Genomic DNA, 19693 nt, shown 5'->3' on the forward strand with positions numbered 1-19693 from the left:
CCCTCGGCGGCGTCCGCCAGCCCCCAGGCGTACGCGGGCGGGCCCGGGTCGGTCAGCTCGACGGCGTCCGGCAGGGCCCCGGCGTGCCCCTGGTCGCCGCCGGTGCAGGCGACCCGGCGCAGCGCAGTGCCGTCGCGCAGGTAGATGGCGGCGAACGGCACGTCCAGGGGGTGACCGTCGATCACGTCGATCAGCCGGGCGCTGGTGGCGTCCACGTCGACGGTGCGCCCGTCGCCGCGCACGGACAGGTCGCGCAGCAGACGGAGCCGGCGTTCGCCGACCACCTGCTGAGTGACCTCGCTGCACACGGTCAGCACGCCGACGGTGCGCCCGTCGTCGTCCCGGGCCGGGGCGTGCGAGACGCTGAAGTACGCCTCCTCGCGGTAGCCGGCCCGCTCCAGCAGCAGTTGCAGCGCGGGGACCCAGCTGGCCACCCCGGTCGCCATGGCCTCCTCGATCAGCGGGGCGAGCACGTCCCAGCCCTCGGCCAGGGTCACCCGCACGTCGTTGCCGAGCGCGGCGGGGTGCTTGTCGCCGATCAGCGCGGAGTACGCGTCGTTGTAGAGCTGGGAGTAGCTCTCACCCCAGAGCAGCAGCATGGGGTACCGGGAGGAGAGCACCATGCGAACGGCGGCGCGCAGGCTCTGTGGCCATCCGCTGACCGGGCCGAGCGGGGTGCGGGCCCAGTCCAGCTCTGCCATCAACTGCCCGGTGTCGCCGCCGCCGCGAAACAGCTCAGTGTTGGGTCGTGTCACGCTCGATCCGACCCCATCGCAAGCCCCCGTTCCGGGCCCGACGACCCCTGCCGCGTTACCTACCCATCCTGACACCTCTACTCACCTGTGCCGACGCCGGTACCCACCGTCGAAGCGGCGGCGGTTCGGGACGAACGACCGATGCTCTAGAAATAGATATCTGTAAGTGTCTCGGGTATCTCTCCAACCCCGAGGAGCCCCCATGAGAGGCAGAACGCTGAGCGCGGGAACCGCGCTCGCCGTGTTCGCCGGGATGACGGTGACGCTGGCCGCCCAACCGGCGACCGCGTCACCTCCGACCGCGACGACGGTGACCCGGCCGATCGCCGCGGCCGCCGCCGCGCTGGCCGCACCGGACATCTCCGTCACCAACGTCCAGGCGCACCTGACCCAGTTCAACGCCATCGCCACCAGCAACGGTGGCAACCGACGGGCCGGCTCGGCCGGCTACACCGCCTCGCTCAACTACGTCAAGACCCGGCTCCAGTCGGCCGGCTACACCGTCAGCGAGCAGTACTGCTCCAGCTGCACGTACCCCTCGAACAACCTCATTGCCGAGTGGCCCGGCGGCCCGGCCGACCAGGTGGTCATGTTCGGCGCGCACCTGGACAGCGTCTCGGCCGGGCCGGGCATCAACGACAACGCCACCGGCTCGTCGACCCTGCTGGAGAACGCGCTGGTCCTGGCCGCGCAGAACCCGACCATGACCAAGCGGGTGCGGTTCGCCTGGTGGACCGACGAGGAGCAGGGGCTCAACGGCTCCCGGTTCTACGTCAACTCGCTCAACGCCACCCAGCGCGGCTACATCAAGGGTTACTACAACTTCGACATGGTCGGGTCGATCAACGGCGGCTACTTCATCAACCGGGTCACCTCGACCACGGCGGCGCCGCTGAAGGCCTACTGGGACTCGTTGGGTCTGCAACCGGAGGAGAACGTCGAGGGCCAGGGTCGCTCCGACGACTACTACTTCCAGCAGGCCGGCATCCCCACCTCGGGCTACGCCGCCGGTGCCAGCGCCCGCAAGACCAGTTCCCAGGCGGCCAAGTGGGGCGGCACCGCCAACTCCGCGTACGACCCGTGCTACCACCGGTCCTGTGACACCACCGCCAACGTCAGCGCCACCGTGCTGAACCGGGCGGCCGACGGTGTCGCGTACGCGCTGTGGCAGCTCGCCGTGGGCGGCGGGACCCCGACCTGCACCGGCGGTCAGGTGGTCGGAAACGGTGGCTTCGAGAGCGGCAGCACGCCGTGGACCGCGTCCTCCGGCGTGATCACCAATGCCAGCGGCCAGCCGGCCCGGACCGGGTCGTACAAGGCGTGGCTCAACGGGTACGGCACCACCCGTACCGAGAGCCTGTCGCAGTCGGTGACCCTGCCGGCCGGGTGTGCCACGTACACGGTGTCGTTCTGGCTGCACATCGACACCGCCGAGACCACCGGCTCCACGGCGTACGACCGGCTCACCGTGCAGCTCGGATCGACCACGCTGGCGACGTACTCGAATCTGAACGCCGCGACCGGCTACGTGCAGCGCAGCCTCAACGTGGCCGGGTTCGCCGGGCAGACGGTGACGCTGCGGTTCAACGGCACCGAGGACTCGTCGTTGCAGACCACCTTCGTGATCGACGACGTGACGCTGCTGGCGAGCTGACCGCGTACCCGACAAAGGGCCGCCACCGGTTCCCGGTGGCGGCCCGTCGCGTCGTGGGTCAGGGGAGCTGTGGGTAGAGCGCGGCGACGCCACCGGCCAGCCCGGCCTGCACCTGGCGGCTGAGGTCGTCGGCGAGGATCTCGTACGCGTCGGCCTCGATGCCGTCCACGCCGATCCGGGCGATCGCCGCCGGGTCGGACTTCGGGCCGGTGATGTCGGCGGCCATGTCGGTGTCCAGGTAGCCGACGTGCAGGCCGGAGACCCGGACGCCCCGGTCGGCGAGTTGCTGGCGCAGCACGTTGGTCATCGCCCACTCGGCGGACTTGGCGGCGCTGTAGGCCGCGTGGGTCGGGGAGCCGAACCAGGACAGCACGGAGAGCACGTTGAGGATCGTTCCGCCGCCGTTGCCGGCGATGACCGGCGCGAACGCCCGGATGGTCGACAGGGTGCCGATGTAGTGGGTCTCCAGCTCCAGCCGGACGAGGTCCAGGTCGCCGTCGAGGAGGTCGGTCCGGGTGTCGATGCCGGCGTTGTTGATCAGCAGGTTCACGCCGCCGGCCAGCTCGGCGGCGGCGGCGACCGAGGCGGGGTCGGTGATGTCGAGGCGGACCGGCGTGACGCCCGGCAGGTCGACGCTGTCGGGGTTGCGGGCGCCGGCGTAGACGGTGGCGCCCCGGGCGAGGAGTTCGGCGGCCAGGTGTCGGCCGAGGCCACGGTTGGCGCCGGTGACGAGGGCGGTGCTTCCAGCGATCTTCATGGCCGCCACGCTATCCGACCTGACTTCTGTCAGGCAAAGTCAGCTATCTCACCGGGGCGACCGGCCGGATCGGGAATACGACCCGGACGCGGCCACAGCCGGACCGGTGACGACTCGTATCCTTTCCGCGAACCTCCGTACGAGCCGAGATGGGAGACGGTGTGAGCAACCAGGCCGAAACGTTGGAATTCCAGGCCGAGGCGCGTCAGCTCCTCCAGTTGGTGGTCCACTCGATCTATTCGAACAAGGACGTCTTCCTGCGGGAACTCATCTCGAACGCGTCCGACGCACTGGACAAGCTCCGGCTGGCCACCCTCGTCGACAAGGACCTCGTCGCCGACACCGACGACCTGCACGTCGCCCTGGAGATCGACCGGGACGCCCGCACCCTCACCGTGCGGGACAACGGCATCGGGATGACCCGCGACGAGGTCGTCCAACTGATCGGCACGATCGCCAAGTCGGGCACCGCCGAGCTGCTGCGCCAGCTGCGCGAGTCCGCCGACGCCCACGCCAAGCAGGACCTCATCGGCCAGTTCGGCGTCGGCTTCTACGCCGCGTTCATGGTCGCCGACCGGGTCACCCTGCTGACCCGCAAGGCCGGCGAGACCGGCGGCACCCGCTGGGAGTCCACCGGCGAGGGCACGTACTCGATCGAGGCGGTCGACGAGGCGCCGCAGGGCACCACGGTGACCCTGCACCTCAAGCCGGCCGACACCGAGGACAACCTGCACGACTACACCGCCGAGTGGACCGTCCGCGAGATCGTCAAGCGCTACTCCGACTTCATCGCCTGGCCGATCCGGATGAGCGTCGAGCGCCCCGGCGCCGACGGTGAGGCCGCCACCCGCGAGGTGCAGACCCTCAACTCGATGAAGGCGCTCTGGGCGCGGCCCCGCGACGAGGTCGACGCCGCCGAGTACAACGAGTTCTACAAGCACGTCAGCCACGACTGGGCCGACCCGCTCGAGGTCGTGCACATGAAGGGCGAGGGCACCTTCGAGTACGAGGCGCTGCTGTTCCTGCCCAGCCACGCCCCCCTGGACCTGTTCTCCCCGCAGGGCCGCCGTGGCGTCCAGCTCTACGTCAAGCGCGTCTTCATCATGGACGACTGCGAGGCGCTGGTCCCGACCTACCTGCGCTTCGTCAAGGGTGTGGTCGACGCGCACGACCTGTCGCTGAACATCTCCCGGGAGATCCTCCAGCAGGACCGGCAGATCCAGATCGTCCGCCGCCGCCTGGTCAAGAAGATCCTCGCCACGGTCAAGGACCTGAAGGCCAACCACGCCGAGCGCTACCGCACCTTCTGGACCGAGTTCGGCGCGGTGGTCAAGGAAGGGCTGATCGACGACACCGACAACCGGGACACCCTGCTGGGCATCCTGTCGGTGGCCTCCACCAACGACCCGGCCGAGCCCACCGACCTGGCCGGCTACGTGTCGCGGATGAAGGACGGCCAGAGCGACATCTGGTACGCCACCGGCGAGTCCCGGGCCGCCATCGAGAACTCTCCGCACCTGGAGGCGTTCCGGGCCAAGGGTCACGAGGTGCTGCTCCTCACCGACCAGGTCGACGAGGTGTGGGTCGAGCGGGTCGGTGAGTACGACGGTCGGCCGCTGCGCTCGATCGCCAAGGGCGAGATCGACCTGGACACCGACGAGGAGAAGCAGCAGGCCGAGGCCGAGCGCGAGCAGCAGCGACAGGAGTTCGCGGCGCTGCTCGACTGGCTGGGGGTCACCCTCACCGACAGCGTCCGCGAGGTCCGCCTGTCGTCGCGGCTGACCACCTCACCGGCCTGCGTCGTCGGCGACGCCCACGACCTCACCCCGACCCTGGAGAAGATGTACCGGGCGATGGGGCACGAGATCCCCACGACCAAGCGGATCCTGGAGATCAACCCCGGTCACCCGCTGGTGTCCGGGCTGCGCAAGGCCCACGAGCAGGGCAGCGACACCGCCGCCCTGACCGAGACCGCCGAGCTGCTCTACGGCCTGGCGGTGCTCGCCGAGGGCGGTGAGCTGACCGACCCGGCCCGCTTCACCCGGACGCTCGCCGACCGGCTGGCGCGCACCCTGTAACCGCCGTACCCCGTCGGCCGGCGGGCTTCCCGGATCACCGGGCGGTCCGCCGCCGGCGGTCGCGGTTACCAGCGGTTCCAGTGGGCGAACGCGTCCGCGTCGGCCCGCGGACCGGGCTTGAAGTCGGTGCCCAGCGTGTACGCCACAGGGGTGAGGGCGACCTGCACGACCGTGTCGTAGGGGATGCCGAGCAGTTCGGCCATCTCCCGCTCGTAGCTGAGGTGGCTGGTCGTCCACGCGGTGCCGAGCCCGCGTTCCCGGGCGGCCAGCATGAAGCTCCAGAACGCCGGGATGACCGAACCCCAGGCCCCCGCCTGCCCGCGCACGGTGTCCAGTTCGGCGCGTGACTCGACGCGTAGGCAGGGGATGAGCAGCAACGGGACCTCGTGCAGGTGGTCCGCCAGGTGCGCCAGGCTGCCGGCGATCCGACCCCACTGCTCGGAGGCGAAGTTCATCCGACTGAAGGCCGGCCCGGTGCCGCCCGACGCCGGCGGCGGTGCCATCAGGCCGAGTCGCCACAGTCGGGCGACGGCCGCCCGGGTCTCGCGGTCCTCGACGAAGACGAAGTCCCAGCGCTGCCTGTTGCGGCCACTGGGGGCCTGAAGCGCGATGCGCAGGCAGGCCTCGATCACCTCGCGGGGGACCGGGCGTCCGAGGTCGAGACGCTTGCGCACGGCGCGGGTCGTGCTCAGGACCTCGTCGGCGGACAGGCCCAGGGTGCTCGGCGGGTTCGGTCCGGTGGCGTCGGTCATGCGGGCACTCCCACTCGCTCAGTCTGGTCGAGGTTGGCGATGATCGCGGGTAGGACGCCCGGAAACCGGTCGTTGATCTCGTCGGCCCGCAACTCGTGGCGACGGAAACTGCCGTTCGGGGTGACCCGGAGGACGCCAGCGGCCCGCAGGACCTTCAGGTGATGTGAGAGCGTGGAGATGCTCACCTCGGACAACGCGTCGAATTTGCCGCAGACGACGCCACCGGCCTGCGCCAACTGTCGTACGACACTGAGGCGCACCGGGTCGGCGAGGGCGCCGAGCAGGGTGGCCAGGTCGACCGAGGCGAGATCGGGATGATGCAGGGCTCTCATGGACGCCATGCTAGCGTTCATTTCGTGATTTCGAAAATTATCCAAATGAAGAGCGGAGCACCGGCATGCCTGTCGACACTGTGATCTTCAGCGGGGAGGGCCCGCATGCCGACCCCTGGCACCCGCTGGCCGAGACCAGTGCCAAGCTGGCCACGCTGATCGGCGACGAGGGTTCGGTCGCGGTCGTGAACTCCGTCGACCAGCTCGCCGTCGCGCTCGACGGCGCGCACCTGCTGGTGGTGAACGCGAGCGCGGACCGCACGACCCCGATCCCCGAGGACGAGACCTTCGCCCGCATCCTCGACGACTTCCTGGCCCGTGGCGGCAGCCTGCTCGCGGTGCACAGCGCCACGATCGCGTTCCCCCGACTGGCGAGCTGGCGTTCCACGGTCGGCGCCGCCTGGGCCCACGGCCGGACCTTCCACCCGCCGATCGGCCCGAGCCTCATCCGGCGCAGCGGCGTCGAACACCCGATCAGCGCCGGGCTCGGGGACTTCGAGGTGCACGACGAGCGCTACACCGACCTGGAACTGGTCGACGACCTCGACATCGAGCCCCTCTACGTGCACGACGAGGGCGGCGACGCCCACCCGCTGGTCTGGGCGCGCACCGTCGGGAGCAGCCGGATCGTCTACAACGCACTCGGCCACGACGCCCGGTCGTACGAGTCGCCGGGGCACCAGGAGCTACTGCGGCGCATCGTGGCCTGGCTCCGCCACGACCGCTGAACGCTCGGCCGGACAACCGGCCGAGCGTTCGCCCTGTGGTGCGGATCAGCTCACGTGTTGGTGGCCCGTCACGCCGCGGAGGCGGCCTTGGACCCTCGGTGCGACGCCACCGGGCCGGCGTTCCAACCCCAGCGGGGGGCCGGTACCGCGGCGTCGCGGCGTCCGTCCGTGTCGACGTCCTCGCTGTCGGTCTCGTTGACGGTCAGCTCGACCGAGGTGGGTGCGCTGCGGGCCAGTCGAAGTGAGTGCTCGGCGCCGGTGCGGGCCGCGCACGGCCAGGACTGCCCGGCGCACTGGAGGTTGCGGCAGTGGCCCTCGTCGTCCGGCTCGTGCGCGCTGAGCACGTCGATCGCCAACTGCCAGAGCAGCGGGTCGGTCACGTCGTGCGGGCGTTCGGCGGTGCGGCTCGGTCGGTTGCTGGTGTCGTCGGACATCGTGGGCCCCCCTCGTCAGGCTGTACCCCCCAAGGGTCACCCGTCAGCCGCCGGCTAAACCGCCGACCTGCTGTGATGTGTCTCTGATCGCAGCTCTGCCGTGGACGCCGCACGCGTATCGGTCAGTCCGGCAGTAGTGGCATCTCCACGCCCGGCTCCCGGCCGAGCAACACCGCCCGGGTGAGCGCCGCCGATCCGAACCGGTCGCGGACCGCGTCGACTGCGGCGTCCAGATCGGACCCGGAGTCCGGCTGGAACGGCAGCTCAGGCTGGACCGGGTTGTCGTCGAGGTTGCCCACCGAGACGCCGATCAGGGTGACACCACGGCGATCGATCTCGGGCAGCGCGGTGCGCAGCAGCGCACGTGCGGCGGCGAGCAGTGGCGTCGTGTCCGCCGTCGCCTTGCCCACCGTGTGTGAGCGGGTCGCCCGGGTGTAGTCGCCGAAGCGCAATCGCAACACCACCGTGCGGCCGGACCGCCCGGCCGCCCGCATCCGCCGGCTGACCCGGTCGACCAGGCCGGCGAGGATGGCGTCCAGCTCAGTCGAGGCGTGCGGGGTACGACCCAGCGCGTGCTGCGCGCCCATCGAACCGCGCCGCCGCCCCACCTGCACCGCCCGGGGGTCGCGATTGTGCGCCAGCGCGTGCAGGTGCCGGCCGGCGCCCGCGCCGAGCAGCGACACCAGCGCCGCCTCACCGAGGCGGGCCACCTCCCCGACGGTGCGGATCCTGCGTTCCCGCAGCTTGGCGGCCGTCACCGGGCCGACGCCCCAGAGCCGTTCCACCGGCAGTGGATGCAGGAACGCCAGCTCGGCGTCCGGTGCGACCACCAGCAGGCCGTCCGGTTTCGCCACCCCGCTGGCCACCTTGGCCAGGAACTTGGTGCGGGCCACCCCCACCGTGATCGGCAGGTGGACCCGGTCGCGGACCTCCCGGCGCAGCCGTTCGGCGATCTCGGCCGGTGGCCCGACCAGCCGCCGCAGACCACCCACCTCGAGGAACGCCTAGTCGATGGAGAGCCCCTCGACCAGCGGTGTGGTCTGCCGGAAGATCTCGAAGACCGCGCGGCTCGCCGCCGTGTACGCCGACATCCGGGGCGGCACGACGATCGCGTCCGGACAGAGCCGCCGCGCCTGCTGGCCGCTCATCGCGCTGCGGACGCCCCGCGCCTTCGCCTCGTAGCTGGCCGCGAGCACCACGCCGCCACCGACGATCACCGGCCGTCCACGCAGGCGCGGGTCGTCACGCTGCTCGACCGACGCGTAGAACGCGTCCAGGTCGGCGTGCAGGATGCTGGCGCCGGGCGACACGTACACATGTTCGCATGAGGCCCGACCGATGCGGCAGTGAGCTGGGCGAACGCCCCGATCAGTCGAGGCAGAACTCGTTGCCCTCGGGGTCGGCCATGACGAGATGACCGGCGCCCAACGGGGGAGCGGGCTCGTGTCGACAGAGCCGCTTGGCGCCGTGTGAGGCGAGCCGTTCGGCCTCCGCCTCCAGGGCCGCCATCCGCTCGTCACCCTCCAGCCCGGGGGCCGCGCGGACGTCGAGGTGGACGCGGTTCTTCACCTGCTTGTGCTCGGGCACCCGCTGGAAGAACAGCCGTGGCCGCGTGCCCTCGGGGTCGACCACCGCGGACGCGTCGTTGCGCTTCTCCGGCGGCACGCCCATCGCCTCCAGCGCCTGGTCCCAGGACTCGAAGTCTCCGGGTGGGGCCTGCACCTGGTAGCCGAGCGCCTCGGCCCAGAACGTGGCCAACCCGGCCGGGTCGGCGCAGTCGAACGTGATCTGGACGTCGCGGGTCACGGCGGAACCCTGTTTCCTGGTCTGGTCGGTCATGATCCCAGCCTCTCGCGGATAGCGGACAGGGTTGTTCCGCTATCCGTGCAACGATCGACGGGTGACCGTCGAGGCGACGACCGAGCGGGTGCTGCGCCTGCTGGCGCTGCTGCAACGACGACTGTCCTGGACGGCCGCCGAACTCGCCGCCGAGTTGGGGGTCACCGGCCGGTGCGTGCGCCGCGACGTGCAGCGTCTGCGGACGCTCGGCTACCCGGTGCACGCGGTGTCGGGCGTCGGCGGTGGCTACCAACTCGGTGCGGGCACCCGGCTGCCGCCGTTGCTCCTCGACGACGAGGAGGCGATCGCCACGGCGGTGTCGCTGCGGCTCGCGTCCGGGGGCACGGTCGCCGGGGCGAGCGAGGCCGCGCTGCGGGCCCTCGCAAAGCTCGACCAGGTGATGCCGTCGCGGCTACGCGCCGAGGTGCGGGCGGTGCACGGCGCCACCGACACCCTCATCGGCCCGGTCGCCGAGATCGACGCGGAGTTGCTGGTGACACTGGCCCGCGCGTGTCGGGACGGGGTGCGCGTTCGGTTCCACTATCCCGGCCGGGACGCCGGGGAGCGGGAACGGACGGTCGAGCCGATCCGGATGGTCACGACCGGCCGCCGTTGGTATCTGATGGCCTGGGACGTCGACCGCGACGACTGGCGGACGTTCCGGCTGGACCGGATGCGGGCGGCGGTGGCGACGACCTGGCGTTTCCCGGCACGCGAGCACCCGGATCCGGTCGCCTTCGTGCAGCGGGCCGTGACCGGCGCCCCGTACCGGTACCTCGCCCGGGTGCGGGTGCACGCCCCGGCCGACCGGGTGCGCGAGATGATCCCGCCCCAGGTGGGGCAGGTCGAGGACGACCGCGACGGGTGGTCCGTGCTCGTCCTCGGCGGCGACAGCCTGGACTGGCTCGCCGCGCACCTCGCCCGCCTGGATCACGAGGTGGAGGTGCTGGAGCCTCCCGAGTTACGCGAGGCCGCGGGTCGGCTCGCCCGTCGCCTCGCGGTGCTGGCCGGTGCGACGTCGGAGCCCGGTGCGCGGTGACGCAGCGTGTAGTGGCGCAGCGACACCGGGCTGCCGTCGGGAGCGACCCAGGGCGCCGTGCTGGTGCCGACGCACCGCCATCCCGCGCGCTCGTACAGCGCGGCGGCCGCGGTGCCACCGGCGGCCAACTCCAGCACCAGGTCTGTTCCGCGTTTGTCCGCCCACTGGCGTGCCCGGTTCAGCAGCGCGCTGCCCAGCGCCAACCCGCGGGCCTTCGGCACCACGAAGAGACGAGCCACCTCGGCCGTCTGCCGGCCGGGCGGCCCGCCCACCGGGTCGGGCACCCGATGCACGGCGACGTGCCCCACGACGGCAGCGTCGGCGTCGACGGCGACCCAGGCTCGCGCCGGGTGCGGCTCGCGCAGCCAGCGGTGCGGGTCAGCGGGCCAGTTCAACGGGTACCGGTCGACCTGGTGGACCTCGGCGAGCGCCGCGACACAGCCGTCGAGATCGGTGGCGCGCCGTCGCCGAATGCGCGGTGGGATCACAGGTCGTCGAACGGGCTGGCGTAGCGGAACTCGCCCCGGATCGACTCGCGCCACACGTGCAGCGGCCGAGCCATGAAGTACTGCGGCCCCCACGGCTGCGGCGGGGTCACGCCCAACTCGACGGCCGGCCGGAACCCGAAGCGCGGGTAGTAGTCGGGGTGCCCGAGCAGCACCACCAGCGGCTCGTCCCGCGCGTCGGCCGCGCCGAGCACCGCGTGCATCAACGCGCTGCCGACCCCACGCCGCTGCCAGTCGGGCAGCACCCCCAGCGGCCCCAGACCCAACGCCACCGGCGCACCGCCCACCAGGCCGCGGGTGGCCACCACGTGCCCGACCACCTGGCCGTCCGAATCGGTCGCCACCAGGGAGTACGCGGGCAGCCAGCCCTCGTCGGCGCGCAGCGCGTCGACAAGCGTCGCCTCGACCGGTACGCCATCGCCGCCGTCGGCCTTGGCGAAGGCGGCGGAGTGCACCGCCCGAATGGCGTCGACGTCGGCGGGTGTCTCGCGTCTGATCAGCACCGCGCCACCATAGGCGCGGTGAGTCGCCGGCTCCACGCGTTTATCGCAGGCACCGATGTGCCGACGGTCGCGTCGGCCGGCGACGTGCAACGGCGATGGTTGTGCCTGGTGGCTGCTGTGCCTGGCAGCCGTCGTGCCTGGCAGCCGTCGTGCCTGGCAGCCGTGGCGGCTGGCGGTCATGGCGGCCGGCAGCGGCACTTCGCGGACATGTCGGGGAAACGGCTGATGTCTGTGAGTCATCAAGATGCCGCCCAGTCATCAAGCTCACCGTGATCCGTGATCCGTGATCCGTGATCCGTGATCCGTGATCCGTGATCCGTGATCCGTGATCCGTGATCCGTGATCCGTGATCCGTGATCCGTGATCCGTGATCCGTGATCCGTGATCCGTGATCCGTGATCCGTGATCCGTGATCCGTGATCCGTGATCCGCGATCCGCGGGGCCGTTACCCAGCCGCGCCTGCGGCCCGTCACCCCGGGCCTGGGAACTTTTTGGTCCGCGCGTGCGCCCGTGCCGGCTGGCCGCGCGTGATCTCAGCCGACGGCGGTGGCGGAGGGTGGGGCGCTTCCGCCCTGTGGCGCCTCCGGGGCCATCAGCCGGATGATCTCCGCCTGGTCGGCGGGTGACGGCAGCCCCCACTCCGGCCGGTAGCCGTACACCTCGTGCAGTGGGGTGGAGCCGGTGCGGCCGTCCAGGATCTCCACGGCGTCGGTGCCGATCAGGCCCGGGTGTTCGACGCCGCAGGCCTCGGCGACCTTGGTCAGGTCCCGGCGCAGCGTCCGCAGGTAGTTGGCCGCCCGGACCGACTTCAACGTCGGGTCCAGGCCCCGGGCGAGCCACGCGTTCTGGGTGGCGACGCCGGTGGGGCAGGTGTCGGTGTGGCACTTCTGCGCCTGGATGCAGCCGATCGCCAGCATCGCCTCCCGGCCGACGTTGACCAGGTCGCAGCCGAGCGCGAACGCCACGATGGCGTTGTCCGGCAGGCCGAGCTTGCCGCCGCCGACGAAGACCACCTGCTCGTGCAGGTCGTGCTCGGCGAAGATCTTGTATACCCGGGAGAAGCCCTGCTGGAACGGGAGCGACACGGAGTCTGTGAAGATCAGTGGTGCGGCGCCGGTGCCGCCCTCGCCGCCGTCGATCGTCACGAAGTCCACACCCCGGCCGGTGTCCCGCATCAGGGTGGCGAGTTCCTGCCAGAAGCTCAGGTCACCGACCGCCGACTTGATGCCGACCGGCAGTCCTGTCTCGGCGGCCAGCAACTCCACCCAGTCGAGCAGGCTGTCGCAGTCGGAGAACTCGGCGTGCCGGGACGGGCTGACGCAGTCCTGACCGGCCGGGATGCCCCGGGTGGCGGCGATCTCGGCGGACACCTTCGCCCCGGGCAGCAGCCCACCGAGGCTCGGCTTGGCGCCCTGGCTCAGCTTGATCTCCAGCGCCCGCACCGGCGCGTCGGCAACCAGGTCCTTCAGCCGGTCGAGACTGAACCGGCCGTGCTCGTCGCGGCAGCCGAAGTACGCCGTGCCGAGTTGGAAGACCAGCTCACCGCCGTTGCGGTGGTACGGCGACAGACCGCCCTCGCCGGTGTTCTGCAGGCAGCCGGCGAGCGCCGCGCCCTTGTTGAGCGCGGTGATGGCGTTGCCGGAGAGCGAGCCGAAGCTCATCCCGGAGATGTTGACGACCGACTCCGGTCGGAACGCCCGGGCCCGTCCCCGTGCCGCGCCGAGCACCTTCGCGCTGGGCAACCGGACGTCGTGCCCGGCCGTCGGTGACGACGGCGGCACGGCCCGACCGAACGTGCGGTGCTTGATGATCGGATACCCGGGGGTGTACTCGATGTCGTTGTCCGTGCCGAAACCGAAGTAGTTGTTCTCCTGCTTGGCTGACGCGTACACCCAGCGGCGCTGGTCGCGGGTGAACGGTCGCTCCTCGTTGTTGCCGGCCACGATGTACTGCCGAAGCTCCGGCCCGATCGTCTCCAACAGGTAACGGGCGCGGCCGAGGACGGGGAAGTTGCGCAGCAGCGCGTGGTCGCGCTGGATCAGGTCCCGCGCGGCGAGGGCCGCGACGGCGGCGGCGACAGCGGGTACGGCTCGACGGGCCCAGGTCATGCCCGGGAACCTTTCCGCCTGGGCGGCGGATCAAACCGGTGTGCCGGCTGGTGGCGGTGCGGGTGCGGCCCGCACCGCCACCGCGGGCTCAGTGGTGCCGGAACGACTCGCGGACCGACCCGCCGACGACCGTGCACCACGTGCTCGTGCTGAGCTTGCCGTTGCGGGGCAGCCCGTGCAGCGCCTGGAGGTCCTGCACCGCCCTGCGGGTGGCGTGGTCGTACGCCCCGGTGACGGCGACCGCGTACCCCTTGGTGGCCAGGATCTCCTGCACGGCCGTGACCGGCGCTCCGGCGGCGTGCTGGTCGAGCTCCGGCGCCAGCGTCTCCCAGGTCGGCGGGGTGAGTGTGGCGTCCACGTCCACCGCGATGCCGTTGCGGGCCTGCCAGTCCTGCACGGCCGCGACGGTCGCGGCGTCGAAGGTGCCGCTGACGGTCACCGGGTAGCCCCGGTAGGCGAGCAGGTGCTGCACCACCCGGACCGAGGGGGAGTTGACGAAGCGCCACAGGTCCGGCCAGCGACGCGCCGGCACGTCACCGAGCTTGGTGCCCAGGGCGGCGTGCACCCGCCGCCGCAGCTCGGGGAACTGCCGGTAGAAGGCCGCGCCCGGGCACTGGGTCGTGCGGAAGTCCCAGTGGCCGAAGATGTCGTGCGCGTGCAGCCCGTACTGCCGGCAGATCGCGACGCAGAGCTTGACCAGCGAGTCGGTCAACGCCTCGGGCGGAGTCTCGGTGACGTAGGTGCCCTCGTTCTCGATGCCGATGGCCCGGCCGTTCTCACCCGGGCAGTGCGCCGAGATCATCTGCCGGTCGCCGGCTTCGAGGCGCTCCAGGCTGCCCCGGCGGCCCTCCAGCACGTAGCCGCCGCGGCTCACCGTGAAGTGCTGGCCGGTGTCCGACCAGCCGTTGCCGTCCATGTGCAGGTCCTGGCAGTCGTGGGCCAGCTTGACCGCCTGCTCACGCGAGTAGTCGGTGACGTTCGGGAACGCCATGTGGTGCACGATGATCTTGTTGGTGGCGATGGCGCTCACCGACAGCGGGTCCTTCGGCGGGCGGGCGGCCCACTCGTCACAGCTGATGATCCAGTCCAGGTCGGTTCCCGGCGCGGCCTGCGCCGGGCCCGGGAAGGCCAGTTCGCTCCCGACGACGGCGACCGTGGCGGCGCCGAGACCGGCCCGCAGCAGCGTCCGGCGATCCACTTCGGAATGGTCGACGTGCATTGCATCTCCTCCTGCGGCCGACGGCGGGGGGATGAAAAGTAGCTCCAGTGGCCGCACGTACTCCGGAGAATATTGCCAAAACTCGCCCGCGCGCTAGAGGGCGCCCGACGTCGACTGCACCTGGCCTGGTCGGCGTTTCCGCGCCTCGGGTCGGGGGTAGGTCCGGGGCTGACCGTTCCGGCTGCCCCTTAAGGAATGACCAGATGAGTGACAACGTCAGCGACGCGGTGGGCGACGCTCTCCGCTCGGTGATGCTCTTCCTGCCCAAGGCCGTCGCCTTCCTGGCGATCCTGGTGGCCGGATGGCTGATCGCCAAGGCCGTACTGAAGATCGTGGAGAAGGTCCTCGAACGGGTGGGCTTCGACCGCGCCGTCGAACGCGGCGGCATCCGCCGCGCGTTGAGCCGCTCCCGGTACGACGCCAGTGACATCGTCGCGAAGCTCGTCTACTACGCGGTGCTGCTGTTCACCCTCCAGCTCGCCTTCGGCATCTGGGGGCCGAACCCGATCTCCGACCTGCTCGGCGCGGTGATCTCGTGGCTGCCCCGCGCCTTCGTCGCGATCGTCATCGTCGTGGTCGCCGCCGCCATCGCCAACGCGGTCAAGGACATCATCAGCGGCGCGCTCGGCGGCCTGTCGTACGGCCGGGTGCTGGCCACCATCGCGTCGGTCTTCATCCTCGGCCTCGGCGTCATCGCCGCGCTGAACCAGATCGGCGTGGCCACCGCGGTCACCACTCCCGTGCTGGTCGCCGTGCTCGCCACGATCGGCGGCATTCTCGTCGTCGGTGTCGGCGGCGGCCTGATCCGTCCGATGCAGAGTCGTTGGGAGTCGTGGCTGACCCGCGCCGAGCAGGAGTCGCAGCTGATCGCCGAGCACGCCCAGGCGTACCGGGCCGGCCGCCGCGACGCCGAGGCCGAGTTGGCGCGGGCGTCGGCTCCCAGCAGCGACCCGGAGGCCACCCAGGTGGTGACCCGACCGGCCGACGCCGACGCCACCCAGGTGGTGACCCGACCGGCCGACGCCGACGCCACCCAGGTCGTCCGCTTCCCGGTCAGTTCCGACCCCACGGAGGCGGTCAGTCGCAGCGCCGTCGACGACGTTACGCCGACGCCGGCCCGGCCCCCCGCGACCGACGACACGACCCAGGTGGTCAGGGGCTCGGCCGGTTCGGACGTCACGCAGGTGGTGGGCACCGGCGCCGATCCGGACACGACCCAGGTGGTAACGGGCGGCACCGACCGTGCGGTGCCCGGGCAGCGCACCAGCGACGACAGCGAGACCACCACCGTCATTCCGCCGGTGGAACGGCGCTGACACCAGCGGTACGCGGCGGGGCGGGATCGATCTGATCCCGCCCCGCCTCTCGTTTGTCACCCGCCCCGCCCCGCCCCGCTCGCCCGGCACGGTGCGCGCTGCTCGGCGCGCCGAAAGCGCTGGCCGCGACCGTGCCTGTTGTCTAGCATCGCGGGCATGACCTGGCGACATTGATCCAGCGGCGTAGGCCGATCCCGTGGGCCGCCACGGGCACCGCACCTCCGGTGTCCGTCTCCACTCCCACGGGAAGGCCCCATGATCTCCATCGCCTCGCGCGTGCCCGACCCGGCGATCCGTCGACTGACGGCGACCCTCTACGGGTACGCGTTCCTCAGCGACCTCGTCCTGCTCTACCCGCTGTACGTGGTGTTCTTCGCCGACACCGGGCTGTCGGTGGGGCAGATCGCGTCGCTCTTCGTCATCTGGTCGGCCGCCGGCATCCTGTTCGAGGTGCCCTCCGGCGCCTGGGCCGACGTGCTGTCCCGTCGGCTGCTGCTGTGCCTCGCCCCGCTGGTGGCCGCCGCCGGTTTCGCACTCTGGGTGCTGCTGCCGTCGTACCCGGCGTTCGCGGTCGGTTTCCTGCTCTGGGGCGCCGGTGGCGCACTGGTCTCCGGTGCCCTGGAGGCGTTGGTCTGGACCGAGCTGGAACGGCTCGGCGCGGTCGGCCGGTACGCCCGGGTGCTCGGGCGGGCGCGGACGGCGGGTGTGCTGGGCGTGGTGGTCTCCGGAGTGCTCGCCGGCCCGGTGCTCGCCGCCGGCGGCTACCCGGCGGTCGGCGCGGCCAGCGTGCTCGCCTGCCTGCTCGCCACGATGGTCGCCACCCGGTTACCGGAACACCGCGCGCCGAGGGCCGTGCGCGTTCCGGTTGCCGAGCCGGCGATGGCCGCTCGGTCGGTGGGCGCCGCGCCACCCCGACAGGACGAGCCGGACGCGGTCCCGCCCGCGAGCCCGGACGACGATGGTGACCTGGGCTGGTGGGACACGCTGCGGGACGGGGTGTCGCAGGTCCGCACCCGCCCGCCGGTACGGGCCGCCGTGCTGCTGGTGGCCGTGGTCGCCGCCGACTGGGGCGCTCTGGACGAGTACACCCCGCTGCTGGCCCTGGACACCGGCGTCGGGGCGCACGCCGTACCCCTGCTGCTCCTGCTGCTCTGGGCCGGGGTGACCGTCGGTGGGCTGCTCGCCCCGGCGGGGGAGCGGCTGGGCAGCCGCGGCTACGCCTCGCTGCTGGGGCTGGTCGGCGTCGCGCTGGCCGCGGGTGCCCTGCTCCGGCACCCGGCGGGGTTCGTGCTGCTCGCGGTGGCCTTCGGCGCCGCGCAGTTGGCCACCGTGCTGGCCGACGCGCGGCTCCAGGCCCGGATCACCGGCAGCAGCCGCGCCACCGTCACCTCGCTGGCCGGGATGGCCACCGACGTGCTGATCATCGTGACGTACGCCGGCTATGGCCTGCTCGCCACGGCGGCCGGCAACGCGGTGGCGTTCGCGCTGACCGCCGGGGCGTACCTCGTGGTGGCGCTGGTGCTGCTGACCCGCCGCCGGCGCCAGACGGCCGTGCCCGCCGACGTCGCCGCGGCTGTGTCGGGTGGCTCGGAGTGACCGGGGCCCGGCGGCGGCCTCCTCCGGCCGCCGCCGGGCCGCACGGTCAGCCGGCCATGTGGATGAACGACCACTGGTGGCCGTCGAGGTCCCGGAAGCCGCGCATGTACATCGGCCCGTTTGCCATTCCCGGCCCGAGCGACTCCCCACCGGCGACCGCCGCCTGGTCGACCAGTTCGTCGACCTGCCCCCGGCTCGACGCCGACAGCCCGACGACGACCTCCCGGCTGGTCGCCGTGTCCGTCGTGGCGACCCCGGTGTACGCCTCGAAGCCCGAGCGGAGGTGCAGCACCAGCCGGGTGGTGTCGGAGACGGTGAGCACCATGCTGTCGCCCTCCGGCTCGGTCTGGTCGCTGGTGAAGCCGATCGCCCGGTAGAACTCGGTCGCGGTCGTCAGGTCGCGCACCGGCAGGTTGATGAACGTCATCGTCATCGGTGGTCTCCGTCCGTTTCGAGCAGTGCTTTCAGTGCGGCGAGCCGTTCCCGCCAGTACGCCTTCAGCTCCGCGGCCTGCTCGGCTCCGGTCAGCTTCTCGTGCAGGACGCTGACCCGGGCCTTCGACTCGCCGACAGCGTCGATGCCGACGACGATCCGGGTGGGGCCCCCGGCCCAGTCGGCCCGGAAGCTGCGCGGCGCGGTGGCGGTGCGGACGCGTACCTCGACGTCGGGCAGCCAGCGGGCGCGCGCCGTCTCGTCGGCGAACGCTTCGAACAGTCGCCGCGCCGGCACGGCCACCGTCCGGCTCGCGCTGGCCTCGAAGCCACCGCCGCGTCGCTGACCCGGCGCGCGCAGGCCGCGTGCCTGCTCGTACCCGACGGTGACGGTCTGGGCCCACCAACCCGGCACCTCGTGTTCGGTGCCCAGGTGACGGGCGATACGGGTGTGCGTCCACCCGGTGGCGGACGCGGCGTCGAGCAGGGCGAACCACTCGGCCCACCCGCGGCCGGTCCGGGCGCGGATCAGGTCGTCGGCGATCCGCTCGGTCTGCGCTGCGGCGGCAGGGGGCGCGGCGGTGGGTTCGGTCTGCGCTGGAGGGGACGCGGCGACCGAAGCCGGCTCGGCGGCCCGGTTGATCAGGTGCCGGCGGGCCGTGGTGTAGCTCTCGCCGGTCTTCTCCATCCGGGTCCGGACCCGGGCCTTGAACGATCTCTGGGTGGTCATCACATGCTCCCGGTCAACGGCACGGTCACCGGGACTCACGCTCCCGTCGACCCCGCCGGAGTGGGGCATGTGGCACCACGTCCCGAGGGCTCCAGGCCCCCTTTGCCTCCGCGTTGCCGGCGGCGTGAGCGCCGGGAGGGAGGTGCGGCGCGGGACTACGCCGATCTCATCCTAGCCCAAACACCTGTCAGGGTTGGTCACCGTCGAGGTAGACCCACCGGCCGTCCTCGCGGACGAACCGGCTGTGCTCGGTCAACGTGCCGGGCCGGCCCGCGTCCCGGTAGTGCGCGTGGAACGTCACCGTGCCGGCGGTGTCGAGCAGGCCGCCCCGCTCGGTCTCCACGATCTCCAGTCGGGTCCACCGCTGCCCCGGGTCGAGCTTCAGGGAGGTGGGCCGGGTCGAGGAGTGCCAGCTGCGCAGCAGGTAACCGGAGTCGCCGAGGGCGAAGGCGCTGAACCGGGAGCGCATCAGGGCCTCGGCCGTCGCCGGGGCGTCGCCCCCGTGCGCGGGGGCGCAGCAGTCCGCGTACGCCCGCCCGGAGCCGCACGGGCACACCCGTCCCGTCGTCGCGTTCGGCCGCCGACGTCCCGCACCCTTACCCACGTCGCCATCCTGCCGCACCGGCCCTAGTCGAGCGGCACCGGCAGCGGCACCGGCCGCTTGGCCACCCTGTCGTCGCCCGACGACCGGCCGCGCAGATGCCGGGTCAGCCAGGGCAGCAGGTGCCGGCGGGTCCAGGCCAGCTCGGCGCCGAACACCTCACCCCGGCGCCGCCGTGGTGCCGGCGGCAACGGCAGCGTCCAGGAGTCGTCGAACCCGGGCAGACCCGCCGTGTACGCCAGTGCGGCGCGCCACGTACCGCTGCCACATCACCCGCGCGAGGTTAGCCCTCGGTCAGTTCAGCCGGCCCGCCG

The 19693-nt window shown here is 71.9% G+C and carries 20 protein-coding genes and 1 pseudogene; 6 read left to right on the forward strand and 15 right to left on the reverse strand.

Going from position 1 to position 19693, the window contains the following annotated elements:
* A partial coding sequence (locus tag PSH25_RS10125) for a PAS domain-containing protein (protein ID WP_238658776.1) occupies positions 1–755 on the reverse strand: 755 nt, incomplete at its 3' end.
* Positions 756–957: 202 nt separating this feature from the next.
* Here PSH25_RS10125 and PSH25_RS10130 point away from each other — a divergent pair.
* Positions 958–2409: a M28 family peptidase gene (locus PSH25_RS10130; RefSeq protein ID WP_238658777.1), complete on the forward strand. Its 1452-nt coding sequence runs from the start codon at positions 958–960 to the stop codon at positions 2407–2409.
* Between the two features lie 58 nt (positions 2410–2467).
* Here the strand turns inward: PSH25_RS10130 and PSH25_RS10135 are convergent, their stop codons facing one another.
* The gene (locus tag PSH25_RS10135; RefSeq protein WP_238658778.1) at positions 2468–3166 is read right to left on the reverse strand and encodes an SDR family oxidoreductase; all 699 of its coding nucleotides are present in this window, start codon (positions 3164–3166) and stop codon (positions 2468–2470) included.
* Positions 3167–3315: 149 nt separating this feature from the next.
* On the opposite strand from PSH25_RS10135, the gene htpG reads away from it, so the two are divergent.
* Complete coding sequence (htpG, locus tag PSH25_RS10140; protein ID WP_238658779.1) at positions 3316–5244, forward strand: molecular chaperone HtpG; 1929 nt, start codon at positions 3316–3318, stop codon at positions 5242–5244.
* Positions 5245–5309: 65 nt separating this feature from the next.
* On the opposite strand, the gene PSH25_RS10145 is transcribed toward htpG, so the two are convergent.
* Positions 5310–5996, reverse strand: a complete 687-nt coding sequence (locus tag PSH25_RS10145; RefSeq protein ID WP_238658780.1) for a nitroreductase family protein — start codon at positions 5994–5996, stop codon at positions 5310–5312.
* Entirely contained in the window at positions 5993–6328 is a 336-nt protein-coding gene (locus PSH25_RS10150; RefSeq protein WP_238658781.1) for an ArsR/SmtB family transcription factor, read from the reverse strand. The genes PSH25_RS10145 and PSH25_RS10150 overlap by 4 nt, the downstream gene beginning before the upstream one ends.
* A gap of 65 nt (positions 6329–6393) precedes the next feature.
* On the opposite strand from PSH25_RS10150, the gene PSH25_RS10155 reads away from it, so the two are divergent.
* Positions 6394–7056, forward strand: coding sequence for a ThuA domain-containing protein (locus PSH25_RS10155; RefSeq protein ID WP_238658782.1), 663 nt, complete (start codon positions 6394–6396; stop codon positions 7054–7056).
* Positions 7057–7124: 68 nt separating this feature from the next.
* Here the strand turns inward: PSH25_RS10155 and PSH25_RS10160 are convergent, their stop codons facing one another.
* The 3 genes and pseudogenes from PSH25_RS10160 to PSH25_RS10170 form a co-directional block, all read right to left on the reverse strand.
* Positions 7125–7490, reverse strand: coding sequence for a hypothetical protein (locus PSH25_RS10160; protein ID WP_238658783.1), 366 nt, complete (start codon positions 7488–7490; stop codon positions 7125–7127).
* Positions 7491–7612: 122 nt separating this feature from the next.
* Positions 7613–8800, reverse strand: a pseudogene (dinB, locus tag PSH25_RS10165) (DNA polymerase IV).
* 58 nt (positions 8801–8858) lie between these two features.
* A complete protein-coding gene (locus PSH25_RS10170; RefSeq protein ID WP_238658784.1) occupies positions 8859–9329 on the reverse strand; it encodes a VOC family protein in 471 nt (156 codons plus the stop codon).
* 61 nt (positions 9330–9390) lie between these two features.
* Here PSH25_RS10170 and PSH25_RS10175 point away from each other — a divergent pair, with 61 nt between their 5' ends.
* Positions 9391–10368: a helix-turn-helix transcriptional regulator gene (locus tag PSH25_RS10175; protein WP_238658785.1), complete on the forward strand. Its 978-nt coding sequence runs from the start codon at positions 9391–9393 to the stop codon at positions 10366–10368.
* Here the strand turns inward: PSH25_RS10175 and PSH25_RS10180 are convergent.
* The 4 genes from PSH25_RS10180 to PSH25_RS10195 all read right to left on the reverse strand — a co-directional run bounded on the left by PSH25_RS10180 (position 10260) and on the right by PSH25_RS10195 (position 14705).
* Entirely contained in the window at positions 10260–10856 is a 597-nt protein-coding gene (locus tag PSH25_RS10180; RefSeq protein ID WP_238658786.1) for a GNAT family N-acetyltransferase, read from the reverse strand. The two genes, PSH25_RS10175 and PSH25_RS10180, sit on opposite strands and share 109 nt — an antisense overlap.
* A complete protein-coding gene (locus PSH25_RS10185; RefSeq protein ID WP_238658787.1) occupies positions 10853–11377 on the reverse strand; it encodes a GNAT family N-acetyltransferase in 525 nt (174 codons plus the stop codon). The genes PSH25_RS10180 and PSH25_RS10185 overlap by 4 nt, the downstream gene beginning before the upstream one ends.
* 534 nt (positions 11378–11911) lie before the next feature.
* Positions 11912–13486 carry an FMN-binding glutamate synthase family protein gene (locus PSH25_RS10190; protein WP_238658788.1) on the reverse strand — a complete coding sequence of 525 codons (1575 nt, stop codon included), beginning with the start codon at positions 13484–13486 and terminating at the stop codon, positions 11912–11914.
* A gap of 88 nt (positions 13487–13574) precedes the next feature.
* A complete protein-coding gene (locus PSH25_RS10195; RefSeq protein WP_238658789.1) occupies positions 13575–14705 on the reverse strand; it encodes a peptidoglycan recognition protein family protein in 1131 nt (376 codons plus the stop codon).
* Between the two features lie 203 nt (positions 14706–14908).
* Between PSH25_RS10195 and PSH25_RS10200 the strand changes: the two genes are divergently transcribed.
* Both PSH25_RS10200 and PSH25_RS10205 read left to right on the forward strand, forming a co-directional pair.
* A complete protein-coding gene (locus PSH25_RS10200; protein WP_238658790.1) occupies positions 14909–16021 on the forward strand; it encodes a mechanosensitive ion channel family protein in 1113 nt (370 codons plus the stop codon).
* A 255-nt stretch (positions 16022–16276) separates the two neighbouring features.
* Positions 16277–17617, forward strand: a complete 1341-nt coding sequence (locus PSH25_RS10205; RefSeq protein WP_238658791.1) for an MFS transporter — start codon at positions 16277–16279, stop codon at positions 17615–17617.
* A gap of 46 nt (positions 17618–17663) precedes the next feature.
* On the opposite strand, the gene PSH25_RS10210 is transcribed toward PSH25_RS10205, so the two are convergent.
* The 4 genes from PSH25_RS10210 to PSH25_RS10225 form a co-directional block, all read right to left on the reverse strand.
* The gene (locus tag PSH25_RS10210; RefSeq protein ID WP_238658792.1) at positions 17664–18050 is read right to left on the reverse strand and encodes a VOC family protein; all 387 of its coding nucleotides are present in this window, start codon (positions 18048–18050) and stop codon (positions 17664–17666) included.
* Complete coding sequence (locus tag PSH25_RS10215; protein ID WP_238658793.1) at positions 18047–18778, reverse strand: hypothetical protein; 732 nt, start codon at positions 18776–18778, stop codon at positions 18047–18049. Before PSH25_RS10215 ends, PSH25_RS10210 begins: the two co-directional genes overlap by 4 nt.
* Positions 18779–18965: 187 nt before the next feature.
* Positions 18966–19382: a YchJ family protein gene (locus tag PSH25_RS10220; RefSeq protein WP_238658794.1), complete on the reverse strand. Its 417-nt coding sequence runs from the start codon at positions 19380–19382 to the stop codon at positions 18966–18968.
* A gap of 23 nt (positions 19383–19405) precedes the next feature.
* Positions 19406–19570, reverse strand: coding sequence for a hypothetical protein (locus tag PSH25_RS10225; protein ID WP_238658795.1), 165 nt, complete (start codon positions 19568–19570; stop codon positions 19406–19408).
* Positions 19571–19693: the final 123 nt, after the last annotated feature.

This window comes from Micromonospora foliorum (assembly GCF_022229015.1).
Lineage (GTDB): Bacteria > Actinomycetota > Actinomycetes > Mycobacteriales > Micromonosporaceae > Micromonospora > Micromonospora foliorum.